Here is a 25390-nt window from a genome sequence, read left to right on the forward strand (position 1 = left end):
GAATCCGAAGTCACTAAGATCATCCGAGGACCGTCATGGCTGAACTGTTGTTAGGCGTTAATATCGATCACGTTGCCACGGTGCGTAACGCGCGCGGCACAAATTATCCTGACCCGGTGCAGGCGGCATTTGTCTCCGAGCAGGCGGGCGCGGACGGCATTACCGTGCACCTGCGCGAAGATCGCCGCCATATTACCGATCGCGACGTGCGCATCCTGCGTGAGACTATTCAGACGCGGATGAACCTTGAAATGGCGGTCACCGATGAGATGGTGGCGATCGCCCTTGAGGTACAGCCGCAGTTCTGCTGCCTGGTGCCGGAGAAACGCGAAGAGGTAACCACCGAAGGCGGCCTCGACGTCGCCGGTCAGCAGGAAAAAGTGACGGCGGCGGTCGCGCGTCTCAGCGCCGCCGGTATCCTGGTGTCGCTGTTTATTGATGCCGATCGCCTGCAGATTGACGCGGCGGTGGCGGCCGGTGCGCCTTATATTGAAATTCATACCGGTGCCTACGCCGAAGCGCCGGAAGGACCGCAGCGTGACGCGGAGCTGGCGCGTATCGCCGAAGCGGCCACCTACGCGGCCGGCAAAGGGCTGAAGGTTAACGCCGGCCACGGCCTGACCTACCACAACGTGCAGGCCATCGCGCTGCTGCCGGAGATCTTTGAGCTGAATATCGGCCACGCGATTATCGGTCGCGCGGTGTTCAGCGGGCTGGCCGCGGCGGTGCAGGAGATGAAACAGCTGCTGCGCGAAGCGCGTCGCTAATGGCGATCCTCGGCCTCGGCACCGATATCGTGGAGATCGCCCGCATTGAAGGGGTGATCTCCCGCTCCGGCGACCGGCTGGCAAAGCGGGTGCTCAGCGCCAATGAGTGGGCGCAGTATCAGGCCCATCAGCAGCCGGTGCGCTTTCTCGCCAAGCGCTTTGCGGTCAAAGAGGCGGCGGCAAAAGCCTTCGGCACCGGCATTCGCGGTGGCCTGGCGTTTAACCAGTTCGAAGTCTATAACGATGAACTGGGTAAACCCGGGCTGCGCTTTTTCCTGCATGCGCAGGAGCTGGCGCAGAAGCTCGGCGTGGCGCACGTCCACGTTACGCTCGCCGACGAGCGGCACTACGCCTGTGCCACGGTGATTATTGAAAGTTAAGGACGTCCTAAGTTGACGTGATTGCTTATCTTACAGGCTTGCTGACTTGCTGACTTGCTGACTTGCTGACTTGCTGACTCGCTGACCTGCTGGCCGGCAGGTTCAGCCGTTTTGTTGTGACGAAGCTGACTGCTTTAGCGGGCCAGCTCCGTTGAATGATGCAGCATCACGAATTTCTCCCACAGCTGTGCATTATCCTCCACGCGCTGCGGATCGCTGATAATGGTGTTATCGATCGGGCAGACCTGCTGGCAGGTCGGCACCTCGTAGTGGCCGACGCACTCGGTACAGCGATCGCCGTCAATTTCGTAGAACTCCGCGCCAAAGCTAATTGCCGCGTTCGGGCATTCGGGTTCGCACATATCGCAGTTGATGCAGCGGTGGGTGATCAGTAAAGACATAGTGATGAGTTATCCAAAAAATACATTAAAATAAATAAGTTACTATCTGTCCCTAAAACGCACGCTGAATACTAAGGTGTGATTATGTACAGTATCGTTCGTTTGAAAAAACCTTTGCAGCAACACAAAACAGTAACACAGTAAGAAAATGCTCCTTTGATCTGCCGCATGTGTGAAGTACTTATCAGTTCCGTTTGTGCCGGATTATTTTCGTGGTCAGCTAAAACTGGTGACAGTTTTAGCATTTTTCCAAAAGGAGTTTTTCTGATTCATTGGGTACCACAGATCTCTTACCGATCTCGTGTTCATATTACCTCCTGTCATGTGGCACAAATTTAGTGAACTACCCCATATGATTTTTGAGATGAAATGGTGCATGTAATTTTCCACCAATGGTTGGTTTGTCCATTTTTTTAAATTGAATAGATCCTTTCTGTGCGAAGTGGCATAATTTAGATTGTTATTAATAATACATGAGGTCGTTTTTTATGAAAGTAGTTAATGTTGATAAAAAAGGATTTAGAGAAATCAACATGATGTTTTTGATTTTTGTTTTTCTTTCTTTTGCTTTTTCAGTTATAATTTATTTTTATTACTACTTTTTTTCAGAATCTTCAATTATTAAGATTGTGTTTAATATGATGGGTGGCGTACCATCGATAATATCTCTTAAAAATATTCCTTTTAGTATTTTAATGAGTGCATTTAGCAAAACTGCGCCATTTTTTGGTATTGTATGGTTTTTAATTTCATTTAACAAAATATCACCGGTATTTAAAGTCGAAAGAAAAACGATTTTTTTATCTAATTTCCTATATCCTTTTTTTTATTTTATCTATATTTATATAACATTGTTTTGCAATCATGAAATTTCGACATCAGGAAGATTTATTAGAATATTCACAGTGAATGACTTTTTTTTGTTGTTGTTTTTTTCAGTGGTTCATTTTATTATATCATTTCTAACTTATTCTCTGTTTCTTATCCCTTTCATGACGTACAAAATGAGTAAGAGAGGGCGATGAGCCCTCTTGGTTTCAAAAAGCAGGTTTTAACAATTCATTGTTTATTTTCTCTGCTACTTTAGCATCGATAAGTGATGCCAGAAAAGCCACAACTATTATGCCTGCTACAGTTACAGCTGTAGTTGTCATCCCTGCCGCAAGTAACCAGGGAGCCAAAGCTGCAGAAAAAACACCTAATGCTATAGTACTCGCAATACCGCTAAGTACCCAGGATTCTACTTCCAGTACTAATGGCCCCCAGTTACCTGTTTTAATACCCTCGATAAACTTCTGGCGTACTGTATCTACTTTTAAAATGAGTCCGGCAACATTAAATGATCTGCCAAGCTTACCTACCTTATCTGCCATATCTTTAGCATCGAAACCTTTTAAAGCATTAACAATCGCATCCTTGTCAGATGATTTTATTTTCATTGACGGGTTTTCAATGATTTTCTGCAGGGATTTCATGGCATCATCATAACTCCTTATGGTTTTTCCTTGAAAGTTACGAATGTCTTCTGCTATTTCTTTTGCAATTTCATTGTATTTATTCTCAATGGCTTTGCTGATATCTTTACCCGGGCTCTTACTTTTAATAATCAACTTACTTTATGAGCCCCTGGCAGGGCGGCATTTTTTCTATTTAATAAGTTCACCTGTTTTTTACAAAGTGTATCATCACAGTTTTCATGAGTCGGGAGAGTCCTGCAGATACTGGGCTAAGGGCCTACGGGCCATGCATCGTTCATTCAGACATATCCTGTCTTTGAACATGACGATGTGGATATCGGCCTCAATCAGCAAGTCGGTGCAGACGGGGTAGTGACGCGGGAGCACGCCTGTTGCAGGTGCTAAGGACACAATTATGCGGAATCAACTGTACCGTTTAATGTGAGGCCTGGCTGTTGGTCTCTTCGCTGCAGACCGCGCTATCCGTATAGCGACGGTCTGGTAAGTTGAGTTGTATAAATAGTAGGCTAAAGTATTTAAGTTAGTTAAATCAGCTTCTTCACCAGCGCTTCGCTGTGGCGAATATGGCTGGAGGCGCGTTCCGGATCGCGCTGTACCAGCGCCATAAACAGCAGGTCGGTCAGCGCCAGCTGAGCGGTAGTGGAGGAGATCGCCGCGCTGCGCGTGGTCTGCTCTTCGGCCACCGTGTAAAGGCAGTGGCTCGCCGACTGCTGCAGGGTGTTAGGGGTAAAGCCGGTAAAGGCCAGCACCGTGGCTCCGATGCGCTGGGCTTCCTGCGCCGCCAGATTGATCTCGCGCCGCTCACCGGTGTAGGAGATCGCCAGCAGCACGTCGCCCGGCGCCAGCGCCTGCACGCTGGCCAGCAGCGCGTGCATATCCTGCTCGGCCACCGCGCTGATGCCGATCTTCATCAGCTTCCACGAGAAGTCCTTCGCCACCAGCCCCGAGGCACCAATGCCGACCAGCACGATACGGTTGGCGTTCTTCAGCAGGCGCAGCGTCTCCAGTAGCATCTCCTCGCTGTTGATATCCAGCGTGGCGCGGATCGCCGACTGTTTCTCGGTAAAGAGTTTTTCACCGACCACCTTCAGCGAATCGTCGCTGAGGATGTGGTTATGTACGGTGATCGCCTCTTTGTCTGACAGCGACTCGCTCAGCGCCATCTTCAGCGCCGGAAAGCCCTTATAACCCAGCTTCTGCGCGAACTTAACCACGCTGGACTGGCTGACGCCCGACTCATCGGCCAGCTTCTGCGAACTCAGGTGGCGGGCACGGTCCGGCTGCGACAGCAGATAATCCGCCAGGCGACGCTCATTCAAAGCCAGGCTGGGATACAGCTGACGAATACGCAGCAGTGAACTCATCTCATTTCCTCTTGCGAACGCGGGTCCATCGTATTGAATTATCTGTAATGATAACAGGCGGCACCCTAAGTCTAACCCCCTGTTTGACAGATTCTCTGATTAAACACGTGAAATTTCTCATTTCATGGCGGCGGCCAGCGCCGGAAGCCGTTTACAGGGTAAAGGAAGCAGCGCTGATTCCACGGCAATCGATAAAACGGCACTGGCGCGGATGGATCTGAATAAAGCGGCAGCCGCGCAGATCGCAGCGCTCAAACACCAGCGGTTTCTGCCCGGTTTCACAGTGGGAAAAGGTGCTGCCGCTAAAGCTGCAGTCGTGAAAACGCAGGTCGTCGAGCACGCAGCGGTTAAACAGCGAGTGGTTCAGCACGCTGTCGCGCACCAGCGTGTCCCGCCACAGCGTGCGGTAAAAGATCGCCTGCAACTGGCCCCCGGCGATCAGCAGGCCCTTAAAGCGGCTGCGGGTAAACAGCCCCTGCAGAGTAAAGGTGTGGCTAAAACCACCGGTACCGTCGATGTTCAGCACGTCGCAGTCATTATCCTCAACGATCAGCCCGCTACCGGGCTGCAGCCGCAGGTGGCAGCAGCGCAGGTGGCTGGCCGTGATGTGCAGTAGCCCCTCGACGCTCAGTCGGCAGCGCTGCATATGGCCGTTAGCGATTGTCAGTGCACCGGCAGTTTGCAGCCTACAGTCGCTGAGGCGGCTGTTGTCGACCGCAATCAGCGAACCGGCGTTGACCGCATTAGTGCAGTCGAGGTGAACCTGGGTCAGGGTGCAGTCTTCAATGCGTGAGGTACCGCTGGCACGGCTCAGGCTGTGGCTTTCTGCGGTGATAATACGGTTGCTGAAGGCGAACGCGTTCGCCCCCTGGTAAACAGAGTTCATAAGCATCAAGGATTTCCGTATAGTATGGCGCGTGGGCAGGGTTGCCCGAAGGAGTGAAAGGCGGTTATACGAAAAGGGGCGATCGCAAACAACAACGATTCTGGACACTTTTTTGCAGAGTTCGCCGTTATACCAACGCTGTTTATGCCAGTCCGCCTGCTACCCGGTTCTTCCCCGTCCTTGCCGTCCCTCAACTGCATTTTTTTCCACCGCCGCGCAGAAAATCCTCGTCTCAGAGAATTAAATATTCCATAATATTATTCTTGTAAGAATCAAAAAGCTCAGTAAGGGGAAACAATGAATCTCGGTGCGCTGGTCTCAGAAACGCGAAACCCGGACACGCTCGATCTCGACAGCCTGTCGACGCTGGCAATGGTGACCAAATTTAATCAGCAGGACGCTACGGTGGCCGCGGCGGTGGGTATTACGCTGCCGCAGGTGGCCGAGGCGGTGGATGCGGCGGCGGCGGCGCTGGCGTCGGGTGGGCGTCTGATCTATACCGGCGCGGGCACCAGCGGCCGGCTGGGCGTGCTGGATGCCTCCGAATGCCCGCCAACCTTCGGCGTGCCGCACGGCCTGGTGATTGGGCTGATCGCCGGTGGCCCCGGCGCGCTACTGAAAGCGGTGGAAGGGGCAGAAGATGACCCGCAGCTGGGGGCCAGCGACCTGCAGGCGTTAAACCTGACGCCGCAGGATATGGTGGTCGGCCTCGCCGCCTCGGGGCGCACCCCTTATGTGATCGGCGCGCTGCGCTACGCCCGCCAGCTCGGATGCGCCACCGCCGCCGTCTCCTGTAACCCGGACTCGCCAATTGCCCGCGAAGCCGCCATCGCCATCTCGCCGGTGGTCGGCCCTGAAGCGCTGACCGGTTCGACGCGGCTGAAGTCCGGCACCGCGCAGAAGCTGGTGCTGAATATGATCTCCACCGGCGCGATGGTCAGGGTTGGCAAGGTCTATCAGAACCTGATGGTGGATATGCAGGCTACCAACGTCAAGCTGGTGGATCGCGCGCAGCGCATGGTGATCGAAGCCACCGGCTGTGACGCTGAACAGGCGCGGGCGGCCTTACAGCAGGCCGGCAGCCAGGTGAAGACTGCGATCCTGATGATCCTCGCAGATATCAGCGCCGGGGAAGCCGAACGACGGCTGGCTCAGCATCACGGTTTTCTGCGGGCGGCGCTGCAGGCATAAAGCAGACCGCGTGCTGATTGGCTATGCTAATGTTGCCGTTCAGTATTTTCACCGCCTGCTGCGTGGCTGAATATCATCGGTAGCGGCGTTGGTTCGCGCAGCGGAAGGGACTTAACCCCTGAGGAGTATGGTTTGACGACTGGTCGGGAACGACGCGTAATTTTTTTTGATTTAGACGGTACCCTGCACCAGCAGGATATGTTTGGCACGTACATGCGCTGGCTGCTGTGGCGTCAGCCGCTTAACCTGCTGCTGGTACTGCCGCTGCTGCCGGTGACTGGCGCGGCGCTGCTGCTGAAAGGCCGTGCGGCGCGCTGGCCGATGAGCCTGCTGCTGTGGGCGATCACCTTTGGCCACAGCGAATCCCGGCTGCTGCAGCGTGAAAAGCAGTTTGCCGCCTGGTTCCGCCAGCGGGTGACCGCCTTTCCGGTGGTGCAGCAGCGCCTGACCGACTACCTTAACAGCGACGATGCCGACGTCTGGTTAATTACCGGCTCACCGCAGACGCTGGTGGAACAGGTCTATTTTGACTCGGCGTTTCTGCCCAAAGTAAAGCTGATCGCCAGCCAGATGGTGGCCGCCCGCGGTGGCCGCGTACTGGCGATGCGCTGCCTCGGCCATGAGAAGGTGGCACAGCTTGAGGAACAGATCGGCACGCCGCTGCAGCTTTACAGCGGCTACAGCGACAGCAAGCAGGATAACCCGCTGCTGTTCTTCTGCCAGCACCGCTTCCGCGTAACGCCGACCGGTCAGCTACAGCAGCTTGAGTAATTAAGGTATACTGTCGCGCTTTTTTTTGCTGGAGACGCGGGTGAGCGACAATAACGATGAATTCTGGATGCGTCATGCGCTGACGCTGGCCCGCCGTGCCTGGCAGGAGGGCGAGGTGCCGGTCGGTGCGGTGCTGGTGCATGAAGGGCGGGTGATAGGTGAGGGCTGGAACCGGCCGATTGGCCACCACGATCCGACCGCCCACGCCGAGATTATGGCGCTGCGCCAGGGCGGGAAGGTGATTGAAAACTACCGCCTGCTGGATACTACCCTCTACGTCACCCTCGAGCCCTGCGTGATGTGCGCCGGGGCGATGGTGCACGGCCGGGTAGGGCGGCTGGTATTTGGCGCGCGCGATGCTAAAACCGGCGCGGCCGGCTCGCTGATCGACGTGCTCAGTCATCCGGGTATGAACCACCAGGTGCAGGTCGATGAAGGGGTGCTGGCAGAGGAGTGTGCCGCAATGCTCAGCGACTTTTTCCGCCAGCGTCGCGCCGAGAAAAAGGCGCTGCGCCAGCAGCAGCAGCAGGGCACGTCGTCAGCGGAGTGATCAGTTCATCGCCAGCTGCGGTGCGACCGCCGGGTAACCGCTGCCGAGTTCGGCTTCGGTAGCCGCCTTCTGTGCCAGCTTGCGCTCCTGGTCGTCCAGATAACCCACCAGGCTCAGCTGATATTTGCGGATATTCTCCACATAGGCATAGGCTTCGTGGCCGCGCGCAAAGCCGTAGGCGGTCTGGCTGTAGTAGCGTTTCTGGCTGAGCATCGGCAGGCGCAGTTTGACATCGGCCCAGCTGTCCGGGTTGCCGTTCTGCTTATCCGTCAGTTTACGTGCGTCGAGCATATGCGCGAAGCCCATATTGTAGGCGGCCAGCGCAAACCAGATGCGCTCATCTTCAGGGATGCTGTCCGGCACCTTCTCCATCAGCCGCTGCAGGTAGACGCTGCCGCCGCGGATGCTCTGCTCCGGGTCGGTGCGGTCCTTCACGCTGACGCTGTCGGCGGTGTTACGCGTCAGCATCATCATGCCGCGCACCCCGGTCGGTGAGGTGGCCTGCGGGTTCCAGTGCGACTCCTGGTAGGCGATCGCCGCCAGCAGTTTCCAGTCAATATTCTGCGCATACTTCTCGAACAGCGGTTTAATGTCCGGCAGCGTGCCGTCAATCGCCCGCAGGAAGGTACGGGTGTCGACGTAGTCAAAGGTGCCAACGTGGCCGAGATACTTCTCATCCAGCCGCGCCATCGATCCCTCTTCGCCCATCATATTAAAGAAGTCGAGCATCGCGGCGTTGAGGCTGTCGTCTTTCTCATCCTGCACATACCAGGTGACCGGCTCTTCGTCGGTGATATCAAAGGCGACGGCCAGCTGCGGATGGATACGCTGCATCAGCGCGATGGTCACCGAATCCGCCACGGTGTAATCCAGCTTGCCGTCTGCCACCGCCTCCAGCAGCTGCTGCGGGGTGCGGTCGGTGGCGATCGCCCAGTCGAGATCCGGGTACTGATTGCTCTTCATATCGCGCAGCGTTGACAGGTAGGCCGAGCCGGAGGCGGCGACCAGCCGGCCTTTAAGATCCCCCGGGTTCTTAGGCCGCGCAGCGCCCATGCGGTACACCAGCTGCTGCGACACCGAATAGTAGGAGGGACCGGTCTGGAAGCGCGTCAGCCGGTCGTGGTTGTAAATCAGACCGGCCGCCAGCACGTCAGCTTTGTCATCTTCCAGATCGTCAAACAGATCGCTCAGGTTCGGACGGACGGTCACTTCCAGCTTCACGCCGAGGTAATCGGCAAAGCGTTTTGCCAGCTCGTAATCCATACCGGCCGGTGATTTGTTGACGATGTACCAGGTAAGCGGAGAATTTATGGTGCTGACGCGCAGCACGCCCCGCGATTTGATCTGCCCGATACGGTCGGTGGCACCGCCATACCAGGGGATCGCCGGCCACAGCGCCAGCGCGAGCAGCACGGTGATCAGCCCGATCAGAAGATAGTTAAATTTTAGGCGTTTCAAATAGTTATCTCTCGATGGTTCTCAGGTATCTGTCTTATTTAGCAGTTTTATGGGGTCGAAATTCGGCCTGAGCGTGGGGCATTCTGCTCAACTCGGCGGCGGGGCGCAACAGAAATCCACCTGGATTGTGTAATTTTCAGTCAATTCTGCACGGCATGAAATTCTGCGCAAACGGTTTCGTAACGGCGGGGAATTCTCTATAATAGCGCCCGTTTTCCCTGTTGCGCCCAATGAAGCGTCGCCCGGCGCTTCGAGACGAGAGATCTTAATGATGGAAATTCTGCGTGGTTCGCCCGCTCTGTCGGCATTTCGTATTAACAAACTGCTGACCCGCTTTCAGGACGCTCACCTGCCGGTGAGTGATATTTACGCCGAGTATGTCCATTTCGCTGACGTCAGCGCACCGCTGAGTGCGGATGAAAAGGCGCGCCTGCAGCGCCTGCTGAAGTACGGTCCCTCTCTCGCTGAGCATACCCCGGAAGGCCGCCTGCTGCTGGTGACCCCGCGTCCAGGCACCATCTCTCCGTGGTCGTCCAAAGCCACCGATATCGCCCATAACTGTGACCTGCCGCAGGTGCTGCGCCTGGAGCGCGGCCTGGCGTTCTACGTGAAGGCCGAGCTGACCGACGCGCAGTGGGCGCAGCTGTCCGCGGCGCTGCACGACCGCATGATGGAAACCGTGTTCAGCGAGCTGAGCGATGCTGAGCAGCTGTTTGCTCAGCATCAGCCGGCGCCGGTACAGAGCGTTGACGTGCTGGGTGCCGGCCGCGACGCGCTGGTACAGGCGAACATCAAACTGGGCCTGGCGCTGGCGGACGACGAGATCGACTACCTGCTGGCGGCGTTTGAAAAACTGGGGCGCAACCCGAACGACATCGAGCTGTATATGTTTGCTCAGGCCAACTCTGAGCACTGCCGCCATAAGATCTTCAACGCCGACTGGGTGATTGACGGTCAGGTGCAGCCGAAGTCGCTGTTTAAGATGATCAAAAACACCTTCGAGAAAACCCCGGACCACGTGCTGTCGGCCTATAAAGACAACGCCGCGGTAATGGAAGGCTCGAAGGTCGGCCGTTTCTACGCCGATCCGCAGGGCGGGTATGACTTCCACCAGGAAGAGACCCATATCCTGATGAAGGTGGAAACCCACAACCACCCGACCGCGATTTCGCCGTGGCCGGGTGCTGCCACCGGTTCCGGTGGCGAAATTCGTGACGAAGGCGCCACCGGGCGCGGTGCCAAACCGAAAGCCGGCCTGGTCGGTTTCTCGGTGTCGAACCTGCGTATCCCTGGCTTTGAACAGCCGTGGGAAGAGGATTTTGGCAAACCGGACCGCATCGTCACCGCGCTGGACATCATGACTGAAGGGCCGCTGGGCGGTGCCGCGTTTAACAACGAATTCGGTCGCCCGGCGCTGAACGGCTACTTCCGTACCTACGAAGAGCGCGTCACCAGCCACAACGGCGAAGAGCTGCGCGGCTACCATAAGCCGATCATGCTGGCGGGCGGTATCGGTAATATCCGTGCCGACCACGTGCAGAAGGGCGAAATCACCGTCGGCGCGAAGCTGATCGTGCTGGGTGGCCCGGCGATGAATATCGGCCTCGGCGGCGGCGCGGCCTCCTCTATGGCCTCCGGCCAGTCTGACGCCGACCTCGACTTCGCCTCGGTGCAACGCGACAACCCGGAAATGGAGCGTCGGTGCCAGGAAGTGATCGACCGCTGCTGGCAGCTGGGCGAAGCCAACCCGATTCTGTTTATCCACGACGTTGGAGCGGGCGGCCTGTCTAACGCCATGCCGGAGCTGGTCAGCGACGGCGAGCGCGGCGGCCGTTTCAACCTGCGTGATATCCTCAACGACGAGCCGGGCATGAGCCCGCTGGAAGTGTGGTGTAACGAATCGCAGGAGCGCTACGTGCTGGCGGTTGCGCCGGAGAGCCTGGCGCTGTTCGACGAGCTGTGCCAGCGCGAGCGCGCGCCGTACGCGGTGATCGGTGAAGCCACCGAAGAGATGCACCTGTCGCTGGCCGACAGCCATTTCGACAACACGCCGATCGATATGCCGCTCGACGTGCTGCTGGGCAAAACGCCAAAAATGACCCGCGACGTCTCCACGCTGCAGGTTCAGGGGCAACCGCTGGTGCGTAACGGCATCTCGATTGCCGATGCGGTTAACCGCGTGCTGCACCTGCCGACCGTGGCCGAGAAGACCTTCCTGATCTCGATCGGCGACCGCTCGGTAACCGGTATGGTCGCCCGCGACCAGATGGTCGGCCCGTGGCAGATCCCGGTGGCCAACTGTGCGGTCACCACCGCCAGCCTCGACAGCTACCACGGTGAAGCGATGGCGCTGGGCGAACGTGCCCCGGTAGCGCTGCTTGACTTCGCCGCCTCCGGCCGCCTGGCCGTCGGTGAAGCGCTGACCAACATCGCCGCCACCGAAATTGGCCCGCTGACCCGCGTTAAGCTGTCGGCAAACTGGATGGCCGCTGCCGGCCACCCGGGTGAAGACGCTGGCCTGTACGAAGCGGTGAAAGCGGTGGGCGAAGAGCTCTGCCCGGCGCTGGGCATCACCATTCCGGTGGGCAAAGACTCGATGTCGATGAAAACCCGCTGGCAGCAGGGCACCGAGCAGCGCGAGATGACCTCGCCGCTGTCGCTGGTGATCACCGCCTTTGCCCGTGTGGAAGACGTGCGCAAAACCGTGACCCCGCAGCTGCAGACCGTAGATAACAGCCTGCTGCTGATCGACCTCGGCCGCGGCGTCAACGCGCTGGGCGCTACCGCGTTGTCGCAGGTTTACCGCCAGCTGGGCGATAAGCCGGCCGACGTGCGCGACGTGCAGCAGCTGGCCGGTTTCTGGCACGCTATCCAGGCGCTGGTAGCCGACGGCAAACTGCTGGCCTACCATGACCGCTCCGACGGCGGCCTGCTGGTGACGCTGGCCGAGATGGCCTTTACCGGCCACTGCGGCATCAACGTGGATATCGCCGCGCTGGGCAGCGACAGCCTGGCTGCGCTGTTTAACGAAGAGCTGGGCGCGGTGATTCAGGTTGCCGCCGCCGACCGCGACGCGGTGCTGGCGGTGTTTGCTGAACACGGCCTCGCGGACTGCGTCCACGTGCTGGGCCAGGCGACGCAGGGCGACCGCTTTGTGATCGCCTCCGGTGACTCTGCGGTGTACAGCGAAAGCCGTACCACCCTGCGTACCTGGTGGGCCGAGACCACCTGGCAGATGCAGCGCCTGCGCGACAACCCGGAATGTGCCGATCAGGAACACGCCGCCAAGCTGGATGATAACGATCCGGGCCTGAACGTTTCCCTGAGCTTCGCACCGCAGGAAGATATCGCCGCGCCGTTTATCGCTACCGGTGCCCGTCCGAAAGTGGCGGTGCTGCGTGAGCAGGGCGTTAACTCCCACGTGGAGATGGCGGCCGCCTTCCACCGCGCCGGTTTTGACGCGGTTGACGTGCATATGAGCGACCTGCTGGCCGGCCGTCGTGGCCTGGCCGATATGCAGGCGCTGGTCGCCTGTGGCGGCTTCTCCTACGGTGACGTGCTGGGTGCCGGTGAAGGCTGGGCGAAATCGATCCTGTTCAACGCCCGCGTGCGCGACGAGTTCGAAACCTTCTTCCACCGCCCGCAGACGCTGGCGCTGGGCGTCTGTAACGGCTGCCAGATGATGTCTAACCTGCGCGAGCTGATCCCGGGCAGCGAAGAGTGGCCGCGCTTTGTGCGTAACCAGTCCGAGCGTTTTGAAGCCCGCTTCAGCCTAGTGGAAGTGGCGGCCAGCCCGTCACTGCTGCTGGACGGCATGGCCGGTTCGCGTATGCCTATCGCCGTCTCGCACGGTGAAGGCTTTGTCGAAGTGCGCAGCGACGCGCACCTGGCGCAGCTGGAAGCCAAAGGCCTGGTGGCGCTGCGCTTCGTGGACAACTTCGGTAAGGTCACCCAGCAGTACCCGGCCAACCCGAACGGCTCCCCGAACGGCATTACCGCGGTGACCAACGAAAGCGGCCGCGTGACCATTATGATGCCACACCCGGAGCGCGTGTTCCGTACCGTCAGCAACTCCTGGCACCCAACCGAGTGGGGCGAGGACAGCCCGTGGATGCGTATTTTCCGCAATGCGCGTAAACAGCTGGGTTAATTAACCCGCTAACAGGAAGGCCGGGGAAACCCGGCCTTTTTATTGGTTTCGGTTTCAGCATCGCCCGGCGGGTCCCGCTCCCTCAGCATGCGTTGATTCTGATAGTGCTGAAGATAAGCGGGTGAATCGCAGTGCTGCGGATCGATGTTGACGCGCGGACGGTTGATTAAGCCATGTTACTCTTTAGCGACACTCTGTTAACCGGAGTGTCGTCATATGGTGACATTTAACCTGTTGAATTTAATGGCGGAGTTTTTCCTGGTTGGCAATGCGTTGCTTTGCAGCGACAGTCGTCACCGAAATCAGAAGGCAATGAGCAGGGTGATGAGCAGCTGAAATGACATAAGTCACCGTTTAACAGGGTGTTACTACACTTATTGCAAAACTGGCACGCCAATTGCTATAATACCTTCAGTGGCTCATTCACCTGGTTATGACAGCCCTGCGCAAGCGGACTAGTAGCTCATAACATCCCGAATGACGCACAAAACGGTGCCTGCCGTCCACCCCACCGATAATCGTTCACTCTGTGACGTTATCAAGCATCGGACGAAACGTTGAGTTAGGCACCACCTCTTCCGCCGCGATGGTAAGCCGTCGCGGCACCGATGGCCGGTTCACTGAACCGGCCATTTTTTTATTGCGGTGCAATGACCGACATTACATAAGATGTTTACTCAAGATCATCAGCGCAAAATGATGTGGTACCGACTAAATAAACACCACGTGAAGAGGCGAGTCAGTTCATCTGTGGGGGTAATTCTGGATCTGGAAAGATAAAATGATGTTTGGTTTTTTTATTTTTTACTATCACATACGTTTTCTTTTGACTGAAATATTTTTTTATAAATGTATACCCCTGATTGGGCAAAAAAATAATAAATTATTAGCATGATAACGAAGCGGGAGAAATTTGCTGGGAATTTGTACCAGCTTTCAAACATTATGCCAGCACCACTAAGCAAACAGGAACCAACCAGGATACCGATAAAAATACTGAGAGTTTTAATTAATGTTCCCATATTTCGACCTCATATTCCCTCCTGGTGCACCAGAAGAGAATTTTAATCATTGAAACTGCATTATCAGATAACCATATCAGTGAGTGAAACAACCGCCAGCCAGTGCGCCACCTACCAACCCAAGCGCCATGCCAGGCAGGCCACCCACTGAGCCTGCAATTATCCCTCCGATGATGCCATTATTGCAATTAATCACGTTAGGATCGTTTGGGTTTCGTGGGTAGGTAGGGTTTGCACGCGCACCTGAGACCGCTTTAATTTTTTAGTGTCTAAATTTCTCATATTAATATCCTTATATTTTTTTAAGTTCACCCTGCCTGCTGGCAGGAACTCGAATTTAAGGTGAGTGATGGCTTTGTGCAATAGCTATAATACGAAAAAGATGAGGGTGTTTATCAGGACAGAGTCCTGACAGGGCTGTGTTGAGGGGGAAATTATCTTCAGGGAATCCGGGCCATACGACCTGGTTAATCTACACTCTTCATCATTTGCTAAACGGGTAGATATTTATTCTCCGCTCTCCGGCCAGCGCACTTCCCTCCGCCGCCGCTCTCCGTTAGCATCGCTGTTTTGTTGACGACGAGATCTGCCCGTGAAAAGTTGGCGTCTGTTCCCGCGTTCCCTGCGTCAGCTGGTGCTGATGGCGTTCTTACTGGTGCTGCTGCCGCTGCTGGTGCTGGCCTGGCAGGCGTGGGAGAGCCTCTCCGCGCTGAGCGAGCGGGCGGCGGACACCAACCGCACCACGCTGACCGACGTGCGCCGTAGCGAGGCGATGGCGCGCACCGCGCTGGAGCTGGAACGCAGCTACCGCCAGTACTGCGTGCTGGATGACCCGATGCTGGCGCGCCTCTATCAGACCCAGCGCAGTCGCTACTCACAGATGCTGGACGCCCACGCCCAGGTGCTGCCGGATATGTCGACCTACCAGAGCCTGCGGCAGAACCTGACCCTGCTCAGCCAGCTGCACTGCACCACCAGCGGCCCGGTCAGGGAAGCGGGCGACGCGCTGGAGGCGTTCTCGCAGGCTAACGTACAGCTGGTGCAGACTACCCGCGAAGTGGTGTTTGCCCGTGGACTGCAGTTACAGCGCGAAATTGCCGATCGCGGCCAGTTCTTCGGCTGGCAGGCGCTGACGCTGTTTCTGCTCAGCCTCGGGCTGGTGCTGCTCTGCACGCGGATGATTATCGGGCCGGTGAAGGCGGTGGAGCGGATGATTAACCGGCTGGGGGAGGGGAAGCCTCTCGGCCAGAGCTTCGCCTTTAAAGGGCCGCGTGAGATCCGTTCGCTGGCGCAGCGCATCCTGTGGCTGAGCGAGCGCCTCGCCTGGCTGGAGGCGCAGCGCCACGAGTTCCTGCGGCATATCTCCCACGAGCTGAAAACGCCGCTGGCCAGCATGCGCGAAGGCACCGAACTGCTGGCCGACGGCGTGGCCGGGCCGCTGACCGCTGACCAGCGTGAGGTGGTCAGCATTCTCGACGACAGCAGCCGCCATCTGCAGCGGCTGATTGAACAGCTGCTCGACTACAACCGCAAGCTGGCCGACGGCCCGGCGGTGCTGGAGCCGGTGACGCTGGCGCCGATGATTGAGCAGCTTATCACCACCCACAGCCTGACCGCCCGCGCCAAATCGATGCGCACCGAAACAGACCTGCAGGCCGCCGCCTGCATGGCCGAACCGACTTTGTTACTGCGCGCCATCGATAATCTTTACTCCAATGCGCTACACTACGGCGCAGAGTCCGGCACCATCTGGATCAGCAGCCGCCAGCAGGGCGATCGGGTGATTATCGACGTGGCCAACAGCGGCACGCCGATTCCCTATGGCGAGCGGGCGATGATCTTTGAACCCTTCTTCCAGGGCAACCTGCAGCGCAAAGGCGCTGTGAAGGGCAGCGGGCTGGGCCTGAGTATTGCCAGGGATTGCCTGCACCGCCTGCAGGGCGACCTGCAGCTGGCAGAGCACGCTAAGGCAGACGTCTGCTTTCGTATCGAACTGAATAGCACCGCCGGGAACGGATCTTAATGCGACTGACACTTTCTCTTTTTCAACTACCGAGCCTGCGCCACGGCGCGGTCTGCGCCGTGGCGCTGCTTAGCGGCCTGCTGGCCGGCTGCAACACCCCCTCGCGCAGCGGCGCTGACGCTATTCATACCGGATCGCCACCGGAAAGCACCCTGGTGGATTATCACCAGGTCGGCTGTGCGTCGATCTGGTCATTTAACGATACGGCTGCGATGCATAATCCGCTCTACTGGCTGCGGGCGATGGACTGCGCAGAGCGCCTGTCACCGGCTGCTGCCCGGGCCGAAGCGCACCGCTGGCCGGCTGAGAACTGGCAGAGCACCTTTAAACAGGCGGTACTGCTGGATAACGGTAATGTCACGCCGGTGGAGCGCCGTCAGTATCTTGACCGGCTGGACGGCTACGGCAGCGATTACCCGGCCGCCGTGCGTCCGCTGCTGACGCTGTGGCGGGAAGGGCAGGGCTCGCTGCTGCAGCTTTCTGCGGAGCGCACGCGTTACGCCCATCTGCAGCAGAGCAGCGACGCCCAGCTGGACGCGCTGCGCCAGCAGGCCAGCAGCCAGAGCCAGCAGCTGGCGGACACCCGCCGCAAGCTCGACAGCCTGACCGACATTGAACGTCAGCTCTCATCCCGCCGCGCGCCGGATGCCGGCGATACCAGCCACGCCGACGACCGCGCGGAGCCGGCAGGCAGCCCGCGTCCGGGCAACCCCACCGGGGAGGATGCTAACCCATGATCAAACACGCCGCCCGCCTGTTGCTGGTCGACGACGACCCCTCGCTGCTGAAACTGCTGGGGATGCGCCTGAGCAGTGAAGGCTTTTTAGTCACCACCGCCGCCAGCGGCCCGGAGGCGCTGAAGCTGCTGAACCGGGAAACCTTCGACCTGGTGATTAGCGATCTGCGGATGGATGAGATGGACGGCATGGCGCTGTTCACCGAAATCCAGCGGCTGAAGCCGGGCATGCCGGTGATTATTCTCACCGCCCACGGCTCAATCCCGGACGCGGTTGCCGCCACCCGTCAGGGGGTGTTCAGCTTCCTGACCAAGCCGGTCGACCGCGATGCGCTGTACAAGGCGATTGATGAGGCGCTGGCGCAGCGCGCCCCGGGCAGCGATAACGCCTGGAGCGAGGCGATTGTCACCCGCAGCCCGCTGATGCTGCGGCTGCTGGAGCAGGCGCGCATGGTGGCGCAGTCTGACGTCAGCGTGCTGATCAACGGCCAGAGCGGTACCGGCAAAGAGGTGCTGGCGCAGGCGATCCACGCCGCCAGCCCGCGCGCCGGTAACGCCTTTATCGCCATCAACTGCGGCGCGCTGCCGGAACAGCTGCTGGAGTCCGAACTGTTCGGCCACGCCAAAGGGGCGTTTACCGGCGCGGTCAGCAGCCGTGAAGGGCTGTTCCAGGCCGCGGAGGGCGGCACGCTGTTTCTTGATGAGATAGGCGATATGCCGCAGGCGCTGCAGGTCAAGCTGCTGCGCGTGCTGCAGGAGCGTAAAGTGCGGCCGCTGGGCAGCAACCGCGATCTGGATATCAACGTGCGCATTATCTCCGCCACCCACCGCGACCTGCCGAAGGCGATGGAAAAGAAGGAGTTTCGTGAGGATCTCTACTACCGCCTTAACGTGGTCAGCCTCAAGCTGCCGGCGCTGCACGAGCGCGCGGAGGATATCCCGCTGCTGGCCGGCCACCTGCTCAAGCAGGCCGCCGAACGCCATAAACCCTTTGTGCGCAGCTTCTCCACCGACGCCCTGCGCCGGCTGATGGCCGCCAGCTGGCCGGGCAACGTGCGCCAGCTGGTCAACGTGATCGAACAGTGCGTGGCGCTGACCTCCGCGCCGGTCATCAGCGACGCGCTGGTGGAGCAGGCGCTGGCCGGTGAGAACACCGCGCTGCCGACCTTTGCCGAAGCGCGCAACCAGTTCGAGCTGAACTACCTGCGCAAGCTGCTGCAGATGACCCGCGGCAACGTCACTAACGCCGCGCGGCTGGCCGGGCGCAACCGCACCGAGTTCTATAAGCTGCTCTCGCGACATGAACTGGATGCCGCCGACTTTAAAGAGTAATTTTTCAGTGCCGTTAGTCGCCCTGGATATGGTAGTTTAGCTGCCTCAGAGCAGAGACAGACCGCGAAGCGTGACCTGTCCGGTGAATACTCATATGAATACCCGTCCGGACGCGGCGGGAAGAAAAAGGTCTGCCATGAAAAAGATTGACGCAATTATCAAGCCGTTCAAACTGGATGACGTGCGCGAAGCGCTGGCGGAAGTCGGCATCACCGGGATGACGGTAACCGAAGTGAAGGGCTTTGGCCGCCAGAAGGGCCATACCGAGCTGTACCGCGGCGCCGAGTACATGGTCGATTTTCTGCCGAAGGTGAAAATTGAGATCGTGGTGGCGGACGACATCGTCGACACCTGCGTCGACACCATCATGAACACCGCGCAGACCGGCAAAATCGGCGACGGTAAAATCTTCGTCTTCGACGTGGCGCGCGTGGTGCGCATTCGTACCGGTGAGGAAGACGAAGAGGCGATCTGATCGCTGAATCTCGCCAGTGCGTCAGCCCGGGTCACCGGGCTGGATTTGCCGGTTGCCTGATTAGCAAGCCGTTGCTGACCACTCTCTGTTGTATCCTCCCAGACTCCAGACTCCAGACTCCAGACTCCAGACTCCAGACTCCAGACTCCAGACTCCAGACTCCAGACTCCAGACTCCAGACTCCAGACTCCACTTCACCCACCGAAGCTGATTTCACGCGGCTGAGCTGAGTTTCCCGCTCATTTTCTGGCGTGATGACTGTTTTTTCAGCGGCAGGCCGCACCCGGCGGATAGGAAAACCGCATCCTGCAGATGAATAAAAATCCGTAAATCAGGGGTTGCAAAAAGCGTAACTAACCCTTGCCACTGCTGGAGCCAATCGTTTGCGTAAAAAGGCAGTTTTGATGCTATTCAACGGGTAGGTAAACAGTTTACACTGTTGCCCATCACCCCTCAGGGGGTCATTTCTTATTTAAAGTCAGTTGAGTCAGGAGATGCAGATGTTAAAGCGTGAAATGAACATTGCCGATTACGACGCCGAGTTATGGCAGGCGATGGAGCAGGAGAAAGTGCGTCAGGAAGAGCACATCGAGCTGATTGCTTCAGAAAACTACACCAGCCCACGCGTGATGCAGGCTCAGGGCTCTCAGCTGACCAATAAATATGCCGAAGGTTACCCGGGCAAGCGCTACTACGGTGGCTGTGAGTACGTGGATATCGTTGAGCAGCTGGCTATCGACCGTGCCAAAGAGCTGTTCGGTGCCGACTACGCTAACGTGCAGCCGCACTCCGGTTCTCAGGCTAACTTCGCGGTCTACACCGCGCTGCTGCAGCCGGGCGACACCATTCTGGGTATGAACCTGGCGCACGGTGGTCACCTGACCCACGGTTCCCCGGTTAACCTGTCCGGTAAACTGTATAAGGTCATTCCTTACGGCATCGATGAGACCGGTCAGATCGACTACAACGAACTGGCCGAGCTGGCGAAACAGCACCAGCCGAAAATGATCGTTGGCGGCTTCTCTGCTTACTCCGGCGTGTGCGACTGGGCCAAAATGCGTGAAATCGCAGACTCGGTTGGCGCTTACCTGTTCGTGGATATGGCGCACGTGGCGGGCCTGATCGCCGCAGACGTCTACCCGAACCCGGTACCGCATGCCCATATCGTCACCTCTACCACCCACAAAACCCTGGCAGGTCCGCGCGGCGGCATCATCCTGGCGAAAGGCGGTGACGAAGATTTCTACAAAAAGCTGAACTCAGCCGTCTTCCCTGGCGGCCAGGGCGGCCCGCTGATGCACGTAATCGCTGGTAAAGCGGTGGCGTTCAAAGAAGCGATGGAGCCGGAGTTCAAAACCTACCAGCAGCAGGTGGCAAAAAACGCCAAAGCGATGGTTGAGGTGTTCCTGTCCCGTGGTTACAACGTGGTATCCGGCGGCACGCATAACCACCTGTTCCTGCTGGACCTGGTGGACAAGAACCTGACCGGTAAAGAAGCTGACGCCGCCCTGGGCCGCGCCAACATCACCGTCAACAAAAACAGCGTGCCTAACGATCCGAAGAGCCCGTTTGTCACCTCCGGTATCCGCATCGGTTCTCCTGCGGTGACCCGTCGCGGCTTCAAAGAAGCTGAAGTGCGTGAACTGGCTGGCTGGATCAGCGATATTCTCGACAATATCAGCGATGAAGCGGTCAGCGAGCGCGTCAAGAAGCAGGTGCTGGAAATCTGCGCACGCTTCCCGGTTTACGCGTAAGTGAGATAACCCACCGGCCGGCCGCATAAGGCCTCCGGTGAGGCAGGGCGGTTCCTTTATGGAAGCTGCCCCACAGATAGCGGGACACGCCAGTGCCCCGCTATTTTTTTATCCGCCGCCAGCGTGTAGAGTAGCCGCACTTTGTCGGAGGGAAAATGACGATACGATCCACCTACTGGCTCGGGCTGAGCTACTTCACCTATTTCTTCGCCTATGGGGTTTACCTGCCGTTCTGGGCCGTATGGCTGAAAGGCCGCGGCCTGTCGCCGGAGCAGATTGGCCTGCTGCTGGGCAGCGGCCTGGTTGCCCGCTTCGCCGGCAGCCTGCTGATTGCCTCCCGCGTTAACGATCCGGCGAAGCTGGTCGGCGCGCTGCGCCTGCTGGCGGTGTTAACGCTGCTGTTTGCCGCCGGCTTCTGGCTCGGCAGCCAGTGGCTGTGGCTGCTGCTGGTGATGATCGGCTTTAACCTGTTCTTTTCGCCGCTGGTGCCGCTCAGCGATGCGCTGGCCGCCACCTGGCAGCGGCAGATCGCGCTGCCTTACGGGCCGGTGCGGCTGTGGGGATCGCTGGCGTTTGTGATCAGCTCGGCGCTGACCGGGGTGCTGGTCAGCCACTTCTCGTACCAGGCGATTCTGGTGCTGCTCTGTGCCGGCAGCGGGGCGATGATCCTCGGCATGCTGCTGCAGCCGGCGGTGATGCCGCAGGGCGAGGCGAAGCAGGGCGGCCCGGCGGGGCAGACCCGCTGGACGGCGCTGCTGACGGAGAGCGCCGTCTGGCGCTTTATGCTGTGCGTGACGCTGATGCAGGGGGCGCACGCCGCCTATTACGGCTTCAGCGCAATCTGGTGGCAGGAGGCGGGCTACCCGGCCAGCGTGGTTGGCTATCTGTGGTCGCTGGGGGTGGTGGCGGAGATCGTGATTTTCGCCGCCAGCCATCGCCTGTTCCGCCGCTGGTCGGCGCGCGATCTGCTGCTGCTGTCGGCGGTAAGCGGCATCGTACGCTGGAGCATTATGGCCAGCACCACCGATCTCGGCTGGCTGATCGCGGCGCAGATCCTGCACTGCGGCAGCTTCACCGTCTGCCACCTGGCAGCGATGCGCTTTATCGCCGCCCGGCAGGGGGCGGAGGTGATCCGCCTGCAGTCGCTCTATTCTGCGCTGGCAATGGGCGGCGGGATCGCGCTGATGACCATGGTCTGCGGCGTGCTGTTCCAGCACCTGCAGGCGGGCATGTTCTGGGTGATGGCGCTGCTGGTCGTGCCGGCGCTTTTTCTGCGGCCGAAGGTGGCGTAGCCCCGTCAGGACTCCAGCAGCGCGCGGATGCTCAGCTGCTGGTGTTCGCCCAGCGGCAGCTCGGCGTGGATCAGCGGCGGTGAGTAGAGCGGCAGCGGCGTGGCGTAGGGGGTGATCACCAGCGCGATGCCTTTTGGCGCGCTGCTGCGCTGAAAGTCGACGACGTCCAGATAGCGGATAGCGATTGGCAGCAGGGTCAGCTCGCGCAGCTGGCGCTCGATCTGCTGCTCCAGCTGCGGGTTGTCGCCGGTCAGCAGCAGCACCTGCTTCTCCTGTAATGCGCCGTCCTGCATCAGCCAGGCACCAAATATCACCGCCACCAGCCCCAGCTCCTCCGACGAAAACTGCAACCCGTACTGCTGTTCCACGCCGGCCAGCGCCGCACGGGTGGTACGCATCAGGCGCGGATAGTGGCTGGCGATATCTTCCGTCAGGTCGCCGTCGATGCCGATGCCGAACAGGCCGCGCTCCAGCGCCTGCGCCAGGTGGCTGTAGAGTTTTTCGCTCAGCCCCGCCGGATGGTGAAAACGCATGCCGGCCAGCTGTTCAAAGTTCGCGATCAACTGCTCCACCGCCGCGTGCAGCTGCCGTTCGTGATCCCCCAGCAGCGCGGCCGCGCTGGGCATATGCAGCTGGCTGAACAGCAGCGCCAGCTGTGCGGCGTCCGACTCTCCCGTTGCCTGCCAGCCGCGTTTTTGCCAGCAGGCGACGATCTGCAGCGCCAGCGTATACTCGTTTTTCGCCGCCAGCCACCGCTGCTGCGCCGGGGTTAACTGCAGCGGGCTGCGGTGCACCAGCGCGTACTGCAGGTACAGCAGCATCAGCTGGCCGTCACGCTCGCTAAACTGGCGGGTCAGCGTTTTCGCCGCGTGGGCGATCAGCGCACCCAGGTTACGTTCGTCGTACAGCGCCTTGTCCGGCAGACCGCTCAGCAGATGCTGCCTTAACTGCTGCGCAAACCAGCCCTGCACAAAGTCCGGTGACAGGCGCAGCGCGCGGCGCAGCCCGTGCAACAGGCATAAGCGCTGGTCGAGCGGCGTGCCGCTCAGCGCCAGCTGGCCCTCGGCATTCTCTGCGATAGCAAGGCGGTGATAACGCTGGATTTCCTGCGCCACCTCCGCTATATCTTGCCGGGCCAGCGCGTCATCGACGCCGTTATTCCGGCAGACGGACGCCAGCGTGACCGGAAGGCCAGGCAGGCACAGCATCAGGATCAGCTGACTGCGGCGCTGCGGGCTCGACAGGATAGCGGCGGCGGGGTGCCATTCACTCATCATCGGCGCTCCCTGAAATTAACTATTCCTCTAAGAATAGCGTTAGCGCGCGCATCCGGCCGGAACTGGCGGAGTTTATTCAGCGCTTTTCAAGTCAGGTCACAAAAAAGAGTCGAAAACCGTCGAGAGGTTGATATTGTTACGTTATAACAGTTACATTAAGCGACTGGCGCTGACCACGGTACTGCTGTCGCCGCTGGCCTGGTCGCATCCGCACAGCTTTATCGATATGCAGACCACGCTGGTCCACCAGGGAGACAACCTGACCGGGCTGAAAATGCGCTGGGTGATGGATGAAATCACCTCAGCCGACCTGCTGTACGACGCCGGTGAGGCGAAACCTGGTTCTGAAGTGTGGAAAAAACTGGCGGCGGAGGTCATGGCCAACGTGCTCGGCCAGCACTACTTCAGCGAGTTTTATCAGCAGAAGCAGCCGGTGAAGTTCGACAACCTGCCGCCGGAGTACCATCTGTCGCGCCAGGGGCACCAGGCGGTGCTGGAGTTTATTCTGCCGCTGGCCCACCCGCAGCCGCTGCGCGGCCAGCGCTACACCTTTACCACCTTTGACCCGACCTACTTTGTGGATATGTATTACGACTCTGAAAAATCGCTGACCGTCCCCGCCGATCTGCCGCAGTGCAGCCTGGCGCTGCACACCCCTAAACCGGATGCCTCAATGCAGGCGTATGCCCTGTCGCTGGATAAAGCCGATGCCCCGGCGGAAGAGATGGATCTCGGCCGCCAGTTTGCCCAGACGGTGACGCTGACATGTCAGTGATGCCGGTTACGGCACCGCGCTGGCGGCAGGCCTGGCCGCTGTGGCTGCTGGTGATACTCTTCGCCGGGGTGGCGCTGTTCGCCTGGCAGGCGTGGCCGCAGATCCTGCTGCAAAGCGTGCTGTGGCAGAAGGCGCTGCACCAGCAGATGACCGCGCTGCTGCAGCAGGTCGCCGCCAACCCGCATCAGGCCGGGCTGACGCTGATGGGCTTCAGCCTGCTGTACGGCGTGCTGCATGCGCTCGGCCCCGGGCACGGTAAAGTGGTGATCGCCACCTTTCTCGCCACCCATCCCACCCGCATCAAAACCAGCCTGCAGCTGACGCTGGCCGCCGCCATCGTGCAGGGCGGGGTGGCGATTGCGCTGGTTACGGTGATGCTGGTGGCGTTGCAGCTCTCCTCCCGGCAGCTGCACCTCAGCAGCTGGTGGCTGGAGAAAAGCAGCTATCTGCTGGTGGCCGCGCTGGGCGTCTGGCTGTGCTGGCGTGCGCTGGGCCGGCTGCGGCTGGCGCTGCGGCCCGTTGATGAGGGGGCCGCTGGCGCACTGGCTGAGGTCGTCCCGGTGGGCAACGCATCTGTTAATGCCATTCCGACGTCCGGCAGGCCTGCTGATGGCACACCGCAGGTGAATGAACCTGCTGCTGTCCTTGCCAGGCCTGAGCCGATGGCGGCTGCGGGGCAGGCGGTAGGGATCGCCGCCGTTGCTGCTGTGTCGACCGGCAGGTCGCAGAACGGAAAGATCACCTCAGCCACGCTGCTACAGCGCGCAGGAAACGCAGAGCCAACGGCTAATGGCGCCAGGGCGCTGCCTGGCCATCAGCATTCAGCCCACTGCGGCTGCGGCCATCAGCATCTGCCGGACGCGCGGCAGCTGGCCGCCGCCGTGGGCTGGAAAACGAAGCTGATGGTGGTGCTGTCAATGGGGCTGCGGCCCTGCTCGGGCGCGATCATGATGCTGCTGTTCTCGAAGGTGATCGGCGTGTATCTGTGGGGCGTACTCTCGGCGCTGGTGATGGCGGCGGGTACCGCGCTGACCGTCTCGGCAATGGCGCTGCTGGTGCAGGTGTCGCGGGTGCTGGCGCTGCGCCTCAGCCGTAACCGGCCGGCGGCGGCCTGGCATCAGGTGGCGTTAAGCTGCCTGGCGCTAAGCGGCGGAATACTGCTGGTGGCGATCGGGGTGATGCTGTGGCTCAGCGCCCAGCCGGCGATCTCAGGCGGCATTCGTCCGCTGTTTCGCTGAAAAACAGGGTATCAGAGTGAGGAGGCAGGTCAGGATTGACTCAGAGGGGGTAGGGCTGAAGGGGCCTGGC

General features: G+C 59.3%; 21 protein-coding genes. 15 read left to right on the top strand and 6 right to left on the bottom strand.

Annotated features, from left to right (window positions below):
• Positions 1-35: 35 nt before the first annotated feature.
• Together pdxJ and acpS are read left to right on the top strand one after the other, a co-directional pair.
• A complete protein-coding gene (gene pdxJ / locus ASF13_RS16715) occupies positions 36-767 on the top strand; it encodes a pyridoxine 5'-phosphate synthase (RefSeq protein ID WP_056238827.1) in 732 nt (243 codons plus the stop codon).
• A complete protein-coding gene (acpS, locus tag ASF13_RS16720; protein ID WP_056238828.1) occupies positions 767-1147 on the top strand; it encodes a holo-ACP synthase in 381 nt (126 codons plus the stop codon). Before pdxJ ends, acpS begins: the two co-directional genes overlap by 1 nt.
• Before the next feature lie 134 nt (positions 1148-1281).
• On the opposite strand, the gene ASF13_RS16725 is transcribed toward acpS, so the two are convergent.
• Positions 1282-1548, bottom strand: a complete 267-nt coding sequence (locus ASF13_RS16725; RefSeq protein WP_056238831.1) for a YfhL family 4Fe-4S dicluster ferredoxin — start codon at positions 1546-1548, stop codon at positions 1282-1284.
• Between the two features lie 488 nt (positions 1549-2036).
• Here ASF13_RS16725 and cui point away from each other — a divergent pair, with 488 nt between their 5' ends.
• Entirely contained in the window at positions 2037-2573 is a 537-nt protein-coding gene (gene cui, locus ASF13_RS23705) for a colicin immunity protein Cui (RefSeq protein ID WP_072166414.1), read from the top strand.
• A 12-nt stretch (positions 2574-2585) separates the two neighbouring features.
• Here cui and ASF13_RS16730 read toward each other — a convergent pair whose 3' ends face one another.
• The 3 genes from ASF13_RS16730 to ASF13_RS16740 all read right to left on the bottom strand — a co-directional run bounded on the left by ASF13_RS16730 (position 2586) and on the right by ASF13_RS16740 (position 5282).
• On the bottom strand, positions 2586-3158 hold the full coding sequence (locus tag ASF13_RS16730; RefSeq protein WP_056238834.1) for a colicin-like pore-forming protein: 573 nt from the start codon (positions 3156-3158) through the stop codon (positions 2586-2588).
• A gap of 392 nt (positions 3159-3550) precedes the next feature.
• Positions 3551-4390, bottom strand: coding sequence for a MurR/RpiR family transcriptional regulator (locus ASF13_RS16735; RefSeq protein WP_056238839.1), 840 nt, complete (start codon positions 4388-4390; stop codon positions 3551-3553).
• Positions 4391-4541: 151 nt separating this feature from the next.
• The gene (locus ASF13_RS16740; protein ID WP_056238843.1) at positions 4542-5282 is read right to left on the bottom strand and encodes a hypothetical protein; all 741 of its coding nucleotides are present in this window, start codon (positions 5280-5282) and stop codon (positions 4542-4544) included.
• Positions 5283-5573: 291 nt separating this feature from the next.
• Here ASF13_RS16740 and murQ point away from each other — a divergent pair, with 291 nt between their 5' ends.
• The 3 genes from murQ to tadA all read left to right on the top strand — a co-directional run bounded on the left by murQ (position 5574) and on the right by tadA (position 7788).
• Complete coding sequence (murQ, locus tag ASF13_RS16745; RefSeq protein ID WP_056238846.1) at positions 5574-6467, top strand: N-acetylmuramic acid 6-phosphate etherase; 894 nt, start codon at positions 5574-5576, stop codon at positions 6465-6467.
• Positions 6468-6599: 132 nt separating this feature from the next.
• Positions 6600-7238, top strand: a complete 639-nt coding sequence (gene yfhb, locus ASF13_RS16750) for a phosphatidylglycerophosphatase C (protein ID WP_056238848.1) — start codon at positions 6600-6602, stop codon at positions 7236-7238.
• A gap of 40 nt (positions 7239-7278) precedes the next feature.
• Positions 7279-7788: a tRNA adenosine(34) deaminase TadA gene (gene tadA, locus ASF13_RS16755; protein ID WP_056238852.1), complete on the top strand. Its 510-nt coding sequence runs from the start codon at positions 7279-7281 to the stop codon at positions 7786-7788.
• Here the strand turns inward: tadA and mltF are convergent, their stop codons facing one another.
• Positions 7789-9246, bottom strand: a complete 1458-nt coding sequence (gene mltF / locus ASF13_RS16760; protein WP_056238856.1) for a membrane-bound lytic murein transglycosylase MltF — start codon at positions 9244-9246, stop codon at positions 7789-7791.
• 268 nt (positions 9247-9514) lie between these two features.
• Between mltF and purL the strand changes: the two genes are divergently transcribed.
• The 7 genes from purL to ASF13_RS16800 all read left to right on the top strand — a co-directional run bounded on the left by purL (position 9515) and on the right by ASF13_RS16800 (position 22030).
• Positions 9515-13396, top strand: coding sequence for a phosphoribosylformylglycinamidine synthase (purL, locus tag ASF13_RS16765; protein ID WP_056238859.1), 3882 nt, complete (start codon positions 9515-9517; stop codon positions 13394-13396).
• Positions 13397-15010: 1614 nt separating this feature from the next.
• The gene (locus tag ASF13_RS16775) at positions 15011-16441 is read left to right on the top strand and encodes a HAMP domain-containing sensor histidine kinase (RefSeq protein WP_082502372.1); all 1431 of its coding nucleotides are present in this window, start codon (positions 15011-15013) and stop codon (positions 16439-16441) included.
• Positions 16441-17178, top strand: coding sequence for a two-component system QseEF-associated lipoprotein QseG (gene qseG, locus ASF13_RS16780; RefSeq protein ID WP_056238866.1), 738 nt, complete (start codon positions 16441-16443; stop codon positions 17176-17178). Before ASF13_RS16775 ends, qseG begins: the two co-directional genes overlap by 1 nt.
• Positions 17175-18509 (top strand): two-component system response regulator GlrR, encoded by a 1335-nt coding sequence (glrR, locus tag ASF13_RS16785; RefSeq protein ID WP_056238869.1) that lies wholly within the window; start codon positions 17175-17177, stop codon positions 18507-18509. Before qseG ends, glrR begins: the two co-directional genes overlap by 4 nt.
• Positions 18510-18645: 136 nt before the next feature.
• Positions 18646-18984: a nitrogen regulatory protein P-II gene (gene glnB / locus ASF13_RS16790; RefSeq protein WP_056238873.1), complete on the top strand. Its 339-nt coding sequence runs from the start codon at positions 18646-18648 to the stop codon at positions 18982-18984.
• A gap of 500 nt (positions 18985-19484) precedes the next feature.
• The gene (glyA, locus tag ASF13_RS16795; RefSeq protein ID WP_056238875.1) at positions 19485-20738 is read left to right on the top strand and encodes a serine hydroxymethyltransferase; all 1254 of its coding nucleotides are present in this window, start codon (positions 19485-19487) and stop codon (positions 20736-20738) included.
• A gap of 155 nt (positions 20739-20893) precedes the next feature.
• Entirely contained in the window at positions 20894-22030 is a 1137-nt protein-coding gene (locus ASF13_RS16800; protein WP_056238878.1) for a 3-phenylpropionate MFS transporter, read from the top strand.
• Positions 22031-22035: 5 nt separating this feature from the next.
• Here ASF13_RS16800 and csiE read toward each other — a convergent pair whose 3' ends face one another.
• Positions 22036-23307: a stationary phase inducible protein CsiE gene (gene csiE / locus ASF13_RS16805; protein ID WP_072166415.1), complete on the bottom strand. Its 1272-nt coding sequence runs from the start codon at positions 23305-23307 to the stop codon at positions 22036-22038.
• A gap of 154 nt (positions 23308-23461) precedes the next feature.
• On the opposite strand from csiE, the gene ASF13_RS16810 reads away from it, so the two are divergent.
• Both ASF13_RS16810 and ASF13_RS23710 read left to right on the top strand, forming a co-directional pair.
• Complete coding sequence (locus ASF13_RS16810; RefSeq protein ID WP_056239698.1) at positions 23462-24082, top strand: DUF1007 family protein; 621 nt, start codon at positions 23462-23464, stop codon at positions 24080-24082.
• A complete protein-coding gene (locus ASF13_RS23710; RefSeq protein ID WP_082502373.1) occupies positions 24073-25320 on the top strand; it encodes a nickel/cobalt transporter in 1248 nt (415 codons plus the stop codon). The genes ASF13_RS16810 and ASF13_RS23710 overlap by 10 nt, the downstream gene beginning before the upstream one ends.
• The last annotated feature ends 70 nt before the right edge of the window (positions 25321-25390 follow it).

Origin of the sequence: Erwinia sp. Leaf53 (assembly GCF_001422605.1) — a bacterium.
In the GTDB taxonomy this organism is placed as follows: Bacteria; Pseudomonadota; Gammaproteobacteria; order Enterobacterales; family Enterobacteriaceae; genus Erwinia.